The 15364-nt window shown below is 60.5% G+C and carries 12 protein-coding genes; 10 read left to right on the top strand and 2 right to left on the bottom strand.

From position 1 onward, the window contains the following. Nucleotides 1-22 precede the first annotated feature (22 nt). The 7 genes from LRP54_RS01690 to LRP54_RS01660 are packed head-to-tail and all read left to right on the top strand — an operon-like array spanning nucleotide 23 to nucleotide 8830. On the top strand, nucleotides 23-2671 hold the full coding sequence (locus LRP54_RS01690; protein WP_231234727.1) for a phage tail protein: 2649 nt from the start codon (nucleotides 23-25) through the stop codon (nucleotides 2669-2671). 8 nt (nucleotides 2672-2679) lie between these two features. After that, entirely contained in the window at nucleotides 2680-3372 is a 693-nt protein-coding gene (locus tag LRP54_RS01685) for a hypothetical protein (protein ID WP_231234726.1), read from the top strand. Next, the gene (locus LRP54_RS01680; protein WP_231234725.1) at nucleotides 3369-6593 is read left to right on the top strand and encodes a phage tail spike protein; all 3225 of its coding nucleotides are present in this window, start codon (nucleotides 3369-3371) and stop codon (nucleotides 6591-6593) included. The genes LRP54_RS01685 and LRP54_RS01680 overlap by 4 nt, the downstream gene beginning before the upstream one ends. A gap of 30 nt (nucleotides 6594-6623) precedes the next feature. Next, nucleotides 6624-7079, top strand: coding sequence for a hypothetical protein (locus tag LRP54_RS01675; RefSeq protein WP_231234724.1), 456 nt, complete (start codon nucleotides 6624-6626; stop codon nucleotides 7077-7079). Then, nucleotides 7072-7314: a hypothetical protein gene (locus LRP54_RS01670; RefSeq protein WP_172119270.1), complete on the top strand. Its 243-nt coding sequence runs from the start codon at nucleotides 7072-7074 to the stop codon at nucleotides 7312-7314. Before LRP54_RS01675 ends, LRP54_RS01670 begins: the two co-directional genes overlap by 8 nt. A 23-nt stretch (nucleotides 7315-7337) precedes the next feature. Next, entirely contained in the window at nucleotides 7338-7898 is a 561-nt protein-coding gene (locus tag LRP54_RS01665; protein WP_231234723.1) for a phage holin family protein, read from the top strand. Continuing rightward, nucleotides 7895-8830, top strand: a complete 936-nt coding sequence (locus LRP54_RS01660; protein ID WP_231234722.1) for an N-acetylmuramoyl-L-alanine amidase — start codon at nucleotides 7895-7897, stop codon at nucleotides 8828-8830. The genes LRP54_RS01665 and LRP54_RS01660 overlap by 4 nt, the downstream gene beginning before the upstream one ends. A 204-nt stretch (nucleotides 8831-9034) precedes the next feature. On the opposite strand, the gene LRP54_RS01655 is transcribed toward LRP54_RS01660, so the two are convergent. Continuing rightward, nucleotides 9035-9382, bottom strand: a complete 348-nt coding sequence (locus tag LRP54_RS01655) for a hypothetical protein (RefSeq protein WP_231234721.1) — start codon at nucleotides 9380-9382, stop codon at nucleotides 9035-9037. 306 nt (nucleotides 9383-9688) lie between these two features. Here LRP54_RS01655 and LRP54_RS01650 point away from each other — a divergent pair, with 306 nt between their 5' ends. Both LRP54_RS01650 and LRP54_RS01645 read left to right on the top strand, forming a co-directional pair. Then, nucleotides 9689-10927, top strand: a complete 1239-nt coding sequence (locus LRP54_RS01650; protein WP_231234720.1) for a recombinase family protein — start codon at nucleotides 9689-9691, stop codon at nucleotides 10925-10927. Between the two features lie 4 nt (nucleotides 10928-10931). Next, nucleotides 10932-12485, top strand: a complete 1554-nt coding sequence (locus tag LRP54_RS01645) for a recombinase family protein (RefSeq protein WP_231234719.1) — start codon at nucleotides 10932-10934, stop codon at nucleotides 12483-12485. Between the two features lie 844 nt (nucleotides 12486-13329). Here LRP54_RS01645 and LRP54_RS01640 read toward each other — a convergent pair. After that, nucleotides 13330-13932, bottom strand: a complete 603-nt coding sequence (locus tag LRP54_RS01640; RefSeq protein ID WP_231204622.1) for a hypothetical protein — start codon at nucleotides 13930-13932, stop codon at nucleotides 13330-13332. Nucleotides 13933-15053: 1121 nt separating this feature from the next. On the opposite strand from LRP54_RS01640, the gene LRP54_RS01635 reads away from it, so the two are divergent. Then, on the top strand, nucleotides 15054-15353 hold the full coding sequence (locus tag LRP54_RS01635; protein WP_231204620.1) for a hypothetical protein: 300 nt from the start codon (nucleotides 15054-15056) through the stop codon (nucleotides 15351-15353). Nucleotides 15354-15364 lie beyond the last annotated feature (11 nt).

Raw genomic sequence — 15364 nt, 5'->3', positions numbered from 1 at the left:
CCCCCCCGGAAAGGCCGCGTGCATGTCTGATGCTTCGTTTGGTTTGAAGATTGGCCTGGAGGGCGAGCGGGAGTTCAAGAAGGCGATCGCGGACATCAACCGTGAGATGCGGGTGCTTGGCTCAGAGATGAAGGTGGTGGCCTCCCAGTTCGGCAAGAACGCCACCGACGCTGACGCCCTGACTGCCCGCAACCAGGTGCTCGGCAAAGAGATCGAGGCCCAACGCTCCAAAATCCAGGCACTCAAGGCCGCACTGGATAACGCGTCTGCTTCGTTTGGCCAGTCGGATTCGCGCACTCAGAATTGGCGGATCCAGCTCAACAACGCTACCGCCACGCTCAACGACATGGAGCGCGAACTCGGTGAGAACACCGCCAAGATCGACGAGCTCACCACCGCTGCAGGCAGCTCGGAGGGTGAGCTCAAGGACGCGGCCAGTGGGGCGGACAAGCTCTCCCGCGAAGTCGACGAACTGGGCGGCGAGCTCGATGACACCTCCGGTAAGACCCGTATCTTCGGTGATGTCTTGAAAGCCAACCTTGCTGCTGAGGCGATCATCGGCGGGGTCAAAGCTATTGTCGGGGCGATCGCGGGTATTGGGCGTGGGTTTGCCCAGGCGATGAAGGATGGTGTTGCCTACAACGCCTCGATGGAGCAGTACACCACGAGCTTTACCACGATGCTGGGCGATCAGGCCAAGGCCCAGCAGCTGGTCAACGACCTGAAAACCACGGCGGCGAAGACTCCGTTTGGGATGGAGGATCTAGCCAAAAACACCCAAACGCTCATGGCCTTTGGCATGAGTGCGGATGAGGCGAAGCTGCGCCTGGGGCAGCTGGGTGATATCTCCCAGGGGGATGCCCAAAAGCTCGAATCTTTGACCCTTGCCTTCGCACAGGTCTCCTCAGCTGGGAAGCTCTCCGGCCAGGATCTGTTGCAGATGATCAACGCCGGGTTCAACCCCCTGCAGGAGATCAGCAAGAAGACCGGGAAGAGTGTCGGTGAGCTTAAAGAGGAGATGGAAAAGGGCGCGATCAGCGCCGACATGGTCGCTGACGCCTTCGCTAGTGCGACGGCGGAGGGTGGCCAGTTTTATGGGGCGATGGAAGCCCAGTCGAAGACCTTCTCCGGGCAGGTTTCGACCCTGCAGGACGGGGTCGCGGGCCTCAAGGGTGCGCTGGCTGGGGGCCTGTCATCCATGTTGGCTTCCACCGCGCTGCCGGCGGTGAACTCCTGGGTCGATGCGCTTACGACTGGTTTCGAGACAGGCGGCGTGGCTGGTCTACTCCAGGCCCTGGGCGCGGTGGTGGAGCAAGCCACCCAGTTCCTCGTCACCGAGGTCCCCAAGATCGGGGTGGAGCTACTGAAAACCTTGGACACTATCGTCCAGTCGCTGTCGACCATGGGGCCGAGTATCGCCACCTTGGCCTCGACGATTGTCACCACTGTGATCGGCGGGATCTTGAACCTGCTTCCTGGCCTGCTTGAGGTCGGGGTACAGATTCTCACCGCCCTGATCGACGGTATCGGGCAGGGACTTCCCAGCCTGCTGGTCGGCATGGCCGAGGTGCTTGCCGCGATGGTGCAGGTGCTGGCAGACAACCTGCCGATGATCCTTGCCGCAGCCCTGCAGCTGATCATGGGCTTGGCTCAGGGGTTGATCCAGGCCCTGCCGGTGCTCATTGAGGCACTACCGGCGATCATTCAGGCGCTGGTGGACTTCATCATTGCTGCGATCCCCATGATCATCGATGCAGGTATCCAACTGCTCACTTCGATTGTGACGGCGTTGCCGACGATCATTGAGGACATCGTGGCGGCCTTGCCGCAGATCATCACCAGCATCGTGACCGGGATCTTGACTGCGATCCCGCAGCTCATCGATGCCGGCATCCGGCTGCTCACAGCCCTGATCGGGGCCCTGCCGCAGATCATTCAGACCCTGGTGGCCGCGATGCCAACCATCATCGCCGCCGTCATCAGCGCGCTGCTGGCAGCACTGCCACAGCTGGTCCAAGCTGGTATCCGCCTGCTGACCTCCCTGATTACGGCGCTGCCGCAGATTATCGGCACGATCGTGGGCGCGTTGCCGCAGATTATTTCTGCCATCGTGGGCGGCCTGGCCTCCGGCTACGGGCAGCTCGCGGACGTGGGAATGAACCTGGTGCGCGGCCTGTGGAACGGGATCCAGTCCCTGGCTGGTTGGTTGTGGAACAAGGTCGCTTCCTGGTGTGCCTCGATTTGGGATGGGATCACCGACTACTTCGGTATCCACTCACCCTCACGGCAGATGGCCTGGGTGGGTGACATGCTCACCCGGGGCTTGGCTGGAGGGATTACTGCTACCGGGGCGCGTGCGGTGGATGCTGCCCAGGCTATGGCAGGAGACGTCACCGACACCCTGGCTGGCCTGGCCAGCGGGGTGACCATCCCTGTCGCCGTAACACCCAATGGAACCTCCGCATCAGCGTCTGTCGGTGGGCTTACCGGTGCTGGCTCTATGGGTGGTGTGGATGTGGCTGCCGTTGCCACCCAGGCTGCTCGGGCGGTCATTGACCGGCTTGATATTCAGGTGCGCCTGTCCGACGGCACGTTGGTGGGGCGCCTGGCACCCCTGATGGATCGGGCGATCGCAGGCCGCGCACGCGCCTCGACACTGTTGCCTGCATAAAGGAGGACATGGTGCGTTCGTTTACTCTCGGCACCTTCAACTCACTGGCCACCGGGTGCCGCATCACCAACCCACCGGTGCTCACCCCGACAGCCAGGGTGGTGGACGAGGTGGAGATCATTGGCGGGGAGGGCAGGTTGATGCGCTCTACCGGCTGGAGCCTTCGCAGCCTCACGATCGGCCTGCTTGCCCCCACACTTGAGGTGATCGACCGCCTGGCCGGGGTGTGTGCCACGCCGGGGTTGGAGTTGCGGCTGAGCCACCTGCCTGGCCGCTTCTTCCTCACCGCCACCAGCGCAGTCAGTGAAGTGACCCGGTTTGGCTCCCGCTTTCAGGCCACCCTCGAGGTTGCCTGCCGGCCTTTCACCTACCTGGAGTCCGGGCTGGTCCCCATCATCCTGCCAGCCGGCGGCAGCGTGCAGGTGAGCAACCCGAGCCTCATCCCAGCCCGCCCCACCATCACCCTCACCGGCTCGGGGCAACCCACCTTCCGCATCGGGGCTACGCCGTACATGGTGCGCCTGCCGGGCTCAGGAGAGCTGGTGATCGACTGCGAGGCGCGCACCTGCACCGTCTCCGGGCAGATCGCCCTCGACGCGCTGACGGCTACTGATTTTCCTGTCCTGCCTGCTGGCACCACGACCGTCAGTGTCCCTGCTGGTGTGTCTGGCCGGCTCCTACCTCGTTGGAGGCACCCATGATCACCCTGCACGACCCCAGCCTGCAGCAGGACACCACCTTCACCACCAGCGGCCGCATGGTGCTCGACCCCCACCTGGCCAGCGCGCAGGTGAGTGAAGAGATCAACGGGGCCTTCACCTTGCGTTTGTCGTGGCCGCTGAGAGAGCTGGGCATGGTGGCCGAGGGCGACATTGTCGCAGCCCCGGTTCCTGGTATGGCCCGTCAGGGGTTTCGCATCACCACCCTGGAAGCCACCAGTGATCAGCTGATGACCGCCACCTGCACCCACATCACCAGCGACCTCGGGTCGAACGTGATCGTGGATAAGGCGGCCGTGAACCGCACCGCCAGCGAGGCCCTGGCCTACCTGCTGGCATCCCTGTTCGCCCCACACCCGTTCACCGCCGGGGCGACTACGAGTATCGGGTATCGCACGACGGCCCGGTGGGTGCGTAAAACCGGCCTGGAAGCCCTCATCGATGACGAGGTCGGACTGCTCTCACGGTGGGGTGGGGAGATCATCCGCGACAACACCCGCATCACCTGGGTGAGCGCGCGCGGAAGAGACCGCGGGGCGAGCGTGTGGGAAGGCAAAAACCTCACGGCTCTCACCGTCACGATCGACACCACCAGCCTTGCCACCCGCATTCTGCCGGTCGGGTTTGACGGGCTGACCTTGCCGGAAGTCTTCATCGACTCACCACGCATCACTGACTACCCGCACCCGTATATCCGCGTGGTCTCCTTCGACCAGATCAAGGCCGCCAAGGATCCCGCCAACCCCGGTGAGGGCGAGCTACCCATGGATGAGGCACTCGCCGCGCTGCGGGAGGCAGCCCGGGCTCTGTTTGACGTCGAGCATGTCGACCAGCCCGCCTTGGTCATTGAGGCCGAGATGGCTCCCGACCAGGTGGGCCTGGAGCAAGTGCTGATTGGGGATCGGGTGACGGTGCATGCCGACTCTTATGGTCTGCAGGCCAGTGCCCGTATCACCGGCTACACCTTCAACCCGCTTGCGGGGGTGTATGAGTCACTGACCTTGGCTACCAACCCCAGTGTGGTGGCGGCCCGGTCGCTGACCGGCCAGATCAAGGCGCTGACCGCGCATGCGGCCGCCCGGGCGGAAGACACTGCCATCGCCTTGATCTCAGCTAACGGGTCTAACACTGTCTACTACCAGGCAGATGAGCCTGCGGGTGCCCGCCTGGGGGATACCTGGTTTCAGGACGTGGGCGATGGGACGGTGGCGGTCTGGGTGTACCAAACCACCACTACCGGTGAGCCTGGCTGGGTGCAGGTCGCAGGAGACATCACCGCCGCCGCGATCAACGCAGAGCTGGAGAAAACCCGCGCCGAGATCGCCCAGATCAATACTGACCTGGGTGGGCGGATCACCCAGATGAACGCTGAGTTCGATGCCGAGGTGGCGTCGGTGCGCTCTGACATGCAGGCAGGTTTCGACCAGGCAGTACAGCAAGCCCAGGCCTTGGAAGAGGACATCAACGCTGCGATCGGCCAGGTGCGTGCTGACTTTCAGGCCGGGGACGCCGCAAACGGGCAGGCAGTCCACGATTTGTCGGCCCGGGTTGACGACGCTATCGCCAAGGCCAGGACTGACTTCGGTGACAAGGACAAGGAGCTCACCGATCGCATCAACCAGATGGACACTGACTTCGATGCCGCCTACCAGTCCCTCGAAGGAGAGGTGGGAGGCAAGGTTGGTGCCGGTGGGGTGATTGCCGCGATCAACGCCTCCCCAGAAGTCGAGCTGATCGCCGGCAAGCGCCTGCACATCACCGGGCAAGCCCTCATTGATACGGCCGTGATCAAGACATCCATGATCGCGGACGCCGCCATCAGCAACGCCAAGATCGGCGCGGTGGACGCCGCCAAGATCACCACCGGCTACCTGGATGCCGCCCGTATCAAGGCCGCATCCATCAGCTCCGACAAGCTGGTCATCGCGGCCGGGTTCATCACCACTGCGATGATCAAGGACGCGGCTATCACGAGTGCGAAGATTGCCAGCCTGGACGCTGCGAAAATCACCACCGGCTACCTGGACGCTGCCCGCATCAAGGCAGCCTCCATCAGCTCCGACAAGCTGGTGATCGCGGCCGGGTTCATCACCACCGCGATGATCAAGGACGCGGCAATCACGAGTGCGAAAATCGCGAACCTGGATGCTGCCAAGATCACCAGTGGCTATATCAGTGCCGCGCGTATCGCTGCTTCCTCCATTACGAGTGACAAGCTCAGTATTGCGGCCGGGTTCATCACCACCGCGATGATCAAGGACGCGGCGATCACGAGCGCGAAGGTCGCGAACCTGGATGCCGGGAAGATCACCACCGGCACCCTTGCTGCTGCGCGGATCGGGGCAGGGTCGATCACCTCGGACAAGCTCACGATCGCTAACGGGTTCATCCGAACCGCCATGATTGCCGATGCTGCGATCACGAGCGCGAAAATCGGCTCTCTGGATGCCGGGAAGATCACCACCGGCACCCTGAGCGCTGCGCGGATCGGGGCCGGGTCGATCACGGCGGACAAGCTCGCCTCCAACGCGATCCAAGTGGGTCTGGCAGGCTGGAACAACACGATCCGGATCACCCCGTACTCAATCTCCTGGTACGACGGATCCACGCTGGAGGGCCAGATCACCAGCCAGGGCATGGCGTTTTGGTACGGCACCCGCAAGATCGGCTGGATCGGCGAGCAGTACAAGAAGGACTCCCCAGACATCCGCGGGATCACCAACGCGCTGGACTGGCAGGGTGACTTCGTGGACTGGGCATACAAGCAGTCCTCGACAGCGTCGATGTTCACCACGATGCTCACTTTGGACCCCAAGGGGAAGTTTTGGGGCCAGTCCGGCATCCACCTGGGCACCGCCCTGCGCACACACGGGTGGGCGTTCTACACCGCCGGCAACCGCTCCATCGCCCTCAAAGACGTCACGCTGAACGGACTGGGCACCTTCCCGGGGTGGGCGAGCTCCAACAACCTGGCCAAGATCGTCTTCCACACCTACGACGTCATGGTGGTCACCAACGGGTCCTACTACAACATGACCCGCCTATTCGACCGGGTCAAAGACCTCATGGGACGGGTCAACGCCCTGATCAGCCTGCTCAACCAGGGCTGGATCAAAACCATCCGCGACGCCGGTGGCGGGCGGGTGACCTGGGAGTACTACTCGAACACCGGCTGGCAAACCATGTCCACCAACCTCACCTAACCATCCGTCCAACCACATGGAGGCACCTGTATGTCGATCATCATCACCAACCAGTACCTGCCCGCCATCTGCGAACTACTCGCGTCGCTGCCGCTTGCCGGTGCCGCATCCAGGGCCCGCTCCAAGGTCCTGGCCATGGCCACCGTGGCCGCCCAGTCCCTGGCCGAGAGCGAGTTGGAGCTCGCCCGCGAGCACGCCCTGTGCGATACGACTGGCACACCGCAGGTCGACGGCGACGGCCATATTCGCTTTAACACCCCCGAGCAGGCGGCCGCCTTCATCCAGGCACGTGGTGTGCTGCTCGCCGAGCGGGCGGAGCTGTCCGGCCCGTCGTACACCACCATGGCACGCACCCTGTATGAGGCACTGACCGCGCTCACTCAGCCGTTTGCTGGTGATGAGGCTGCTGCCTATGACCACCTGTGTGACGCCCTGGAAGCACACCTAGCCACCACCACCGAGCAGGAGGTGAGCGGTGATGAGTGAACCCATCACTGAGGCCTCAGCGGTTGAAGAAGGCACTGTGTCTGCCGATGTGAGCTCGGGTGTGCTTGTCGGTGAGGGGCATTCGGTGCTACTCGAACCCGACCACGACACCACACCCATACCACCGGCAGACCCGACACCGGTGAACCTGCCGTTGCCGCAGGCCAGCACAGGCTCGGTGGATGTGGCCTGGGAAGTCCTCGATGTCCTCACCGGCCCAGACGGCCTGCTCTAACACCACCCAGAAAGGAGAGGCCCATGCGCACTGCCTGGACTGTTTCACACACACTTTTCACCACGATTGGAGGCATTGTGGGCTGGTTTCTCGGAGGCACTGACGGCTTCCTGCTTGCCCTGGTCACCCTGGTGGCCATCGACTACGCAACCGGCGTCATCGCCGCCTACGCCACCGGGGAGCTCTCCAGCGCGGTGGGGTTTAAGGGGATCGCCCGCAAGGTCATGATCTTCGCCCTGGTGGGCCTGGCCAACATCCTCGACGTTCACGTCCTGGGTGAAGGCGGAGTCCTTAGGACAGCCACGATCTTCTTCTACCTGGCCAATGAGGGCCTCTCCATCGTGGAAAACGCTGCCCGTATCGGGCTTCCCGTCCCAGACAAGCTCCGCGACGCCCTTGCCACCATCACCCAGCACCCGGCCCGGGGCCGGCACGCCTACGACGGGCCACGAGCCAGTGACCAGGTTGGTGATTCGCCGCCGATCCCACCCGGGGACAGTGACACCCCCAAGTCCATCCAGCCGCCGCGCAGTTCTGCCGGCGGCTTTCTTGTACCCGACAACCATCCGAAGGAGACACCATGAGCTACCAGCAGTCGTTCACTCCAGCACACCCGTCGAACTACACGCGTGGTCGGGGCGGTAAGCGCATCACCACCATCGTCATCCACCACTGGGATGACCCGGCGAAGAACCCGCAACTGTCCGGTGTGATCGCCACCTTCCAAAACCCCGGCCGTGGCGCGTCCGCGCACTTCGTGGTTGAAGCCGGCCGCGTGGTGCAGATGGTGGACCTGGCTCACACCGCCTGGCATGCCGGCAACTGGCCGGTCAACCAGTGCTCGATCGGTATCGAGTGCAACCCGCGCTGCTCTGATGCCGATAAGGCGACCATTGGTGAGCTGATCCGAAACCTGCAGGCCACCTACGGGCCACTGAAGATCATCGGTCACAAGGACGCCTCATCCACCGCTTGTCCTGGCCGCTACTACCCGCCAGCGAGCGTGCTTGGCCCCTACATCACTGGTGGCGGTCGCCCGGCTGCTCCCGCACCCAGCGTCGGCGGGGACATTGAGGCCCTCGCTCAGGCGGTGATCCGCGGCGAGTACGGCAACGGTGAGGAGCGCAAAGCCCGCCTGGGTAGCCAGTATTCGGCAGTCCAGGCCAGGGTCAACGAGATCCTTGCCGGCCGCGCCTCCCAGCCCGCACCTTCAGCGCCCGCCAACCCGACACCAGCACCTGACATTGAGGCACTAGCGGATGCGGTGATCCGCGGTGACTACGGCAACGGCGCGGACCGAAAGGCCCGCCTGGGACACCTCTATGACGCGGTCCAGGCCAGAGTCAACGCCAAGCTCTCCGGTGCTGCTCCGTCTGCGCCGGCTCCAGGCCCGAACCTGGAGGCCCTGGCTGACGCGGTGATTCGTGGCGAGTACGGCAACGGGGCTGAGCGGCGTAACCGGCTCGGCCACCTCTACGACGCTGTGCAGGCCATCGTCAACCGCAAGCTCTCCTGACCACCAGTCCCTTTCTGGCATTGCGCCCCTGCCCACCAACACCGGTGGGTGGGGGCGCTTTTGTCGCATCCAGGGGTTATCACCACCAGCTTGCCGCCGCCTAGAGCGTGGCAGCACCCGCTGCCCCTAGAGGCAAGACGTCGTGTCCGGTTTACGTGCCGGCCAAGGACGCATGGGTGAAAGGACGGTGAGAGGACCATGGAGTCACACGTGCAGCGAAAGATCATCACGCTTCGGGAAGGTGGAGCCAGCTTCGGGCAGATCGCAGCAATAACCGGGGTGGGGCGCGAGACGATCAAGTCGTGGTGCCGGCGCAACAACATCACCCCACACCCCAGACGCACACCCACGGGTGGGGTGTGCGAGCACTGCGGGAAAGCCATCGACCAGCCCCGGCGTGGGCAGAGGTTCTGTAGCCGGGCCTGCCGCATGTCCTGGTGGCATGCCCACCCGATGATGCTTGAGCGGCGCGCCATCACCACCCACACCTGCGCCGGCTGCGGTGCCGCCTTTGAGGCGTATGGCAACAAGCACCGCAAGTACTGCACGCACGCCTGCTACATCCGCACCCGTTTCGGAACCCGGGGCGGACGCCCATGACCAGCCAGGCCACCGCAGTGTGCTGGCAGGCAGAAACCCAGACGGCAGCAGACCTGGACTTCCTTGATGCCCTTGCCGCCCGAGGGCTACTCACCGCCAGTCAGGTACGCGCCATTCACCGCCAGCTCGCCGCCTCCTGGGATGAGACCAGGGTGGGGTTTACCCGCGCCAGGACTTGATAAACCCGGCGTGTAGAGCGTTCATGTCACACACCAGAACACCACCGGCGAGACCCACGCGGGCAGAAAGGAGCAGCAGATGAGCCCAGACTTTAAGACCATCACACCACGACGCACACCCACCAGCCGCATCCGCGTGGCCGCCTACTGCCGGGTCTCAACCATGTCAGAGACCCAAGCAGGATCCCTTGCCGTACAAGTCGCTGCCTACTCCAAGCTCATCTGCGCTAACCCTGCCTGGCAGTTCGCCGGGATCTACACCGACCAAGGCATCTCCGGCACCACCAGCAACAGGCCCGGGTTCGCTGACATGATGGACCACGCCAGAGCCGGCGACTTCCAGATCCTGCTGGTCAAGTCCATCTCCCGCCTGGCACGCAACACCGTCGACCTGCTCTCATGCGTACGCGAGCTCGCCACGCTCGGGATGGCGGTGCGGTTCGAGAGAGAAAACATTGACACCTCCACCGCGGAAGGTGAGCTCATGCTCACCCTGCTGGCCTCCTTCGCCCAGGAAGAATCCCGCTCCCTGTCACAGAACGTGAAGTGGGCGATCCGCAACCGGTACAAGACCGGTGTCACCAACTCCCACCGCATCTACGGATACACCTGGGTGGGCGGGAGCCTGCACATCAACGACGATGAGGCCCAGGTTGTGCGCCGCGTCTTTGACGAGTACCTGGCTGGGGTGAGCCCCGAGGCTATTGCCGACCGCCTCAACGCTGAGGGGCTGCGCGCACGAGAAGGAGGAAACTTCCTCGGCTCGGTGATCCGCACCTGGCTGGAAAACCCCCGCTACGTGGGCAACGAAATGCTGCAAGCCACCTACACCGACGGTCCTGGAGGAAAGCTCGTCGTCAACGACGGGGCACTACCCAAGTACTGGGTGGAAGGAGCAAACCCTCCCATCATCGACGAGGCCACCTGGAGTCGGGTCCAAGACGAGCTCGCCCGCAGACGCGGCTCCGGCGGTAGGGCGCTGACCCCTAGTGGCGGGACGTGCGCGCTCACCCACAGGGTGGTGTGCAGCCAATGTGGGCGGCGTTTCCACCGGCGCACCAAAACCCGCAAGCACGTCTCCTACAAGTACTGGTGGTGCGAAACCGCCACGAGGGGGCAAGGCAACCCCTGCCGGGCACCTCAGATCAGGGAGGCCCAGCTCAAGAGCGCTATCACCGCCCACCTGGGATTAGGTGAGTGGGATGACCAGCAAGTCATCGAGCGTCTCGAGCAGGTCACCGTCTACCCCAGCGGAAAAGTCACCGTGACGAAACGAGGCGCACACACCGCTGAGCCCGTGATGGCAGGAAAGGAGTAACCCCATGGCCACCGTCACCACCATCCCGGCACGGCCCGCCAAGACGCTCACTCCTACGACGGTGCGCTCCCGGCGTAAGGTCGCGGCTTACGCGCGCGTGTCCACGGACCTGGAAGAACAACAATCCTCCTACCAGGCACAAATCGACTACTACACCAACTACATCCAAGGCCGGGCCGATTGGGAGTTCGTTGGTATGTATGCCGATGAGGGGATTTCGGGAACCTCAACGAAGCACCGGCAAGGTTTCCAAACCATGATCACTGACGCTTTGGCCGGCCGTATCGATCTGATCGTGACCAAGAGCGTGTCCCGGTTTGCCCGTAACACCGTCGATTCGCTCACCAGCGTGCGGGCTCTCAAAGAAGCCGGCGTGGAGGTCTACTTCGAGAAAGAAAACATCTGGACCCTGGACTCCAAAGGCGAACTACTCATCACCATCATGAGTAGCCTGGCCCAGGAAGAATCCCGCTCCATCTCCGAGAACGTCACCTGGGGACACCGCAGGCGTTTTGCGGAAGGCAAAGTCATGGTGCCCTACGCCTCCCTGCTGGGCTACAAGAAAGGCGACGACGGGGGCCTAGCTGTTGATGAAGACCAAGCCAGGATCGTGCGACGCATCTACCGGGAATACCTGGCAGGGCACTCACCCAAAACCATCGCCGCACACCTGACCGAAGATGGTATCCCCACGCCCTTGGGGAAGAAGACCTGGAACGTGTCCACCATCAACTCGATCCTGCGCAATGAAAAATACAAGGGCGACGCTCTGCTGCAGAAAACCTTCACCGTGGACTTCCTGACGAAAACCACCAAACGCAACGAAGGAGAGATCCCGCAGTACTACGTGACCGGTAACCATGAGGCCATCATTGCCCCGGCAGTCTGGGACCAAGTCCAGAGTGAGCTGGCCAGGCGCTCTGGCAGGTCACGCTCCTTTAGCCACCCGTTCGCATCGAAAATTGAGTGTGGGTGTTGTGGGGGATGGTACGGGCCGAAAACCTGGCACGCTGGCAGCCGCTACGAGCGGCGCATCTGGCGGTGCAACCGCAAATACGATCCCGCAATCGGCCAGCCATGCGCGACCAAGCACGTAACCGAGAACGAGCTGATCGCAGCGTTCGAGCAGGCCACCCGCCAGCTCGCACCACCACCCAGCCCGGAAGTACTCGAAGCAGTCCTCGACCAGCTCGGTGACCCTCACGAGCTCGAGGCCAAGCTCGCCCAGGCGATTAGCGCACGCGACGCGGTGGTGGACGAAATCAATGCCCCCATCCGCTCTGCAGCCAACACCGACTTCAACCCTGACGCCTTCGAGGCTGACCATGCACGGCTCGAAGCTGACTACCAGCACCAGCTCGACACCGTCGAGGCTATCGAAAAACAACTACACGAGCTCGAGGCAAAGCGCGCGGCCATCACCACATTCCACCAGTACCGCAGTGAACACCCCGCTATCAGCTACACCCCCGAAGCCTGGCGAGCCCTCGTCGACCACGCCACCATCCACCCCGACGGCACAATCACCATCACATTCAACGACGGCACGACGATCTAGATCAGCCGCCTCCCTTGCCCCAGGTACCCGTGGCCTGGGGCTTTATTGTCTTCGCCGGTAGCCAGCACCAACGCATGCACCCACCCACACATGAAGATGCACCCACCCGGCTCAGTTTTGCACCCGCCCGCATCCAGCAGTGCACCCACCGGGCCTCGCAGTGCACCCACTTGGCTTGCTCATGCACCCACCCCGGCTCTTGTATCCATCGTGACCACCTTTGGTCCAGGCATGTCCTTTGCAATTCTTCACCTCTGAGTCATTGAGTGACAGGCGCAAAACATTCGCATATTTCTTGACAGGTTTGCCGAATATTGGTCTAATCTCAGCAGTTCCCATTAGCTACAATTTGGGTAACGGGAAGTAGTCCAGTATCACTGAGCCCCTAAACAAGCTGGCCCCGATCTCATCCGGCAGTTTCGGTTTGAAAAGAAACTGGACATGACTAATGCCCCCGACAGAACGAGGGTACCTAAACTCTCCGTTCCTTTTATGCTAGGCGAGATACCGCAGGAGAAGGAAGAAGAATGCGGCATCGGAAAATCTATTGGTTCAGCTCAGGGTATCGATGCGGGTTATCTTCTGAATGAGCTCTCATCGTCATGCGAAAACTTAGATTCTTACTCCATTTCCTGTTCGGTGGTTGCGCTCTTCTTTTGACGAGCGAAAGTGAATATGAATGGAAAAACACAGAGTACAATCAACCAAACGATGCTGGCACTTTGTGTATACCTCGGAAAGAATGAAGCAGCTGTGTAATACAGAGTTGTTGATGTAACGAAGGCAAAAAGTCCGTAGAGTAATATGTAAAGTAATGTGCCTTTTGTTTTTTGTTTCATCATGTTTACCTGCATGCAGCTCGGTGGCTTATTGTTCCAACCCACAGCGTGGGGCGAGAAGCAGGGCATTTCCCGTACTGACTAATGTAGACGGTTGCGGCTCCGCCGACAAAAGCGATCAGTCCAGCGGAAATTACGCTACCAACAACTGTTTCGGCTAACGCAGCTGCTGCAGCAGTTGCCATCGCGGCAATAGCTGCCGCTCCCCCAGTGGCAATTGCTGTTTGATCAGTTTGATTAAAAGTGATGGCAGGTTCCCAACCCCACATAGCGCCCCAAATGCGTTCCTCGTACCGCGGTATTTCGGTTACGAAACTCATGACGACTGTCCCGCTGTCTGGATCAACGACTCCGTATTCTTTTTCGAATACTGTGGGTGTTTCATGCGAAGACAGGATCTTTAGCTTTCCTTCCTGAACAAGATCATTCAGGCCCTGTGTGAATTGTTCTGGAGTGATGTGAGGGGTATTTGTTTCTTTGTTGGATGAACTAATAGTTGCACCCTGAATGGTGGCGAGTTCTTGCGCGTTTGCGATTCCAGCAGAAACAAATACTAGTGAAACCGCTGTCAATGTCGCAGTAAAGATCTTCGATGGTGAGGTTTTCATAATGTTTCCTTTTCTGTTTGACCATCGTCGGTGACGGGAAAGCACGCAGTAGGTTCGGACTGCATATGCTCGTATTACAAAACAAATGTTCTATAGAGCGACAGTTTCACTATATCTACATTCGGTAAGTGCGTCAAGGGATAGAGCACGTTTCGCACCTGCTGCTCAATGACCCAGGTGTGAAGATTGCAAGGGATATGTCTGGATGTTTCTTGACCAATTTGGACACAAGAAATTTTGGCAACGCTGGGAGGTGTCCGGGGTGCTGTTTTTATTGTTCTGAGGCAGTTTTGGGGTGTAGGGCCCGGCAATTGCGGGATCGTTAGCGTATTCTTGCTGGAAGCTGATTACCGTCTAGGGGCACTTTTTCAAATTGCTTTGTGGCCCACTCCGGCCGGTCGCGTCAGAAAGTATGGGACTAGCATCGAAAGGTGTTGCCCATTATTGAAATCCGATGCTCCGAGGAGCTTCGCTAGAATTCATCCTTATCTACGCGGGGAATACTCACTCCTGGTGATGATCGGGACCAGGTTGGTCCTGCTGTGGTAAAAAGAAACCCGCAACCTGTTGGGTGCGGGTGGTCAATATTGTTGCTTGAAAGGGGTTAGGCGAGGGACCCGAGGCCTGCCCCAGGATTTCTCCCTTAATGGTGGGCTGGCTGGCTTCCCTCGCCTATAAAAGCATATTATCGAAAATTTCGATGAATGCATTTTATATGTGTTATTATCTTGATTGCGGGGTTGCCACCCTGGGCCCGGCTTGAAATAACAACCCGTTGGATGAAAATCCAACTAGAACGCCCGGGCTAAGCGCTCCGCTTTACTATGCCAACTCGATTTCAATGAACTGGTCACCGTTACGTGCCAAATTCATCCTTATCTACGCGGGGAATACTCTCGTACTGAGTTTCCTCAAGAGTGGACCCCGCATGATATTGCCAGTGCAATACGTGAGGTGTTAGAGGCTAAATGAGATGGGCAGCTTGTAGGGACCTATTCTGCTCAGGTCAACGGAAAAATGATCACAGTGAAAGTAAACCCTCCGAAGAAAAACAAAAACGCTGATACGACCACAGCAGTTAGTACAGCACATATGGGATTGCCTTATTAAGGAGGGTAGAAATGGTTTTGACAGATGAGGAATTTTCTAAGATTTTAGAAATCATTCATTACGACCCCGACAGAAAAGACACATTTTTGCCTCTTTATGTCAAGTTGCGTCCTTATTCCCTAAAAAACCCGCAAGGGCATCGTGATATTGAAGATGCTGACAGCATGCTTATTCCTGATGAGCTTTTAGAAGAATACCGATTACTCTGCATTGAAAATAACGGTACGGAAACCTACACGTACGAAGCCTATCTTGATGCGCAAGCACTTCAAGACGAGCTGAAAGCCGAAGACAAACACGCCACCTTATAACCCCACCTGAA

This window comes from Schaalia sp. lx-100, from assembly GCF_021083625.1.
Classification (GTDB): domain Bacteria; phylum Actinomycetota; class Actinomycetes; order Actinomycetales; family Actinomycetaceae; genus Pauljensenia.
This window is presented reverse-complemented; position numbering and strand designations above follow the sequence as displayed.

Excerpts from the sequence above, each read along its gene's own strand:
- LRP54_RS01690 (WP_231234727.1), top strand. The coding sequence starts at position 23 with ATGTCTGATGCTTCGTTTGGTTTGAAGATTGGCCTGGAGGGCGAGCGG.
- LRP54_RS01685 (WP_231234726.1), top strand. The coding sequence starts at position 2,680 with ATGGTGCGTTCGTTTACTCTCGGCACCTTCAACTCACTGGCCACCGGG.
- LRP54_RS01680 (WP_231234725.1), top strand. The coding sequence starts at position 3,369 with ATGATCACCCTGCACGACCCCAGCCTGCAGCAGGACACCACCTTCACC.
- LRP54_RS01675 (WP_231234724.1), top strand. The coding sequence starts at position 6,624 with ATGTCGATCATCATCACCAACCAGTACCTGCCCGCCATCTGCGAACTA.
- LRP54_RS01670 (WP_172119270.1), top strand. The coding sequence starts at position 7,072 with ATGAGTGAACCCATCACTGAGGCCTCAGCGGTTGAAGAAGGCACTGTG.
- LRP54_RS01665 (WP_231234723.1), top strand. The coding sequence starts at position 7,338 with ATGCGCACTGCCTGGACTGTTTCACACACACTTTTCACCACGATTGGA.
- LRP54_RS01660 (WP_231234722.1), top strand. The coding sequence starts at position 7,895 with ATGAGCTACCAGCAGTCGTTCACTCCAGCACACCCGTCGAACTACACG.
- LRP54_RS01650 (WP_231234720.1), top strand. The coding sequence starts at position 9,689 with ATGAGCCCAGACTTTAAGACCATCACACCACGACGCACACCCACCAGC.
- LRP54_RS01645 (WP_231234719.1), top strand. The coding sequence starts at position 10,932 with ATGGCCACCGTCACCACCATCCCGGCACGGCCCGCCAAGACGCTCACT.
- LRP54_RS01640 (WP_231204622.1), bottom strand. The coding sequence starts at position 13,932 with ATGAAAACCTCACCATCGAAGATCTTTACTGCGACATTGACAGCGGTT.
- LRP54_RS01635 (WP_231204620.1), top strand. The coding sequence starts at position 15,054 with ATGGTTTTGACAGATGAGGAATTTTCTAAGATTTTAGAAATCATTCAT.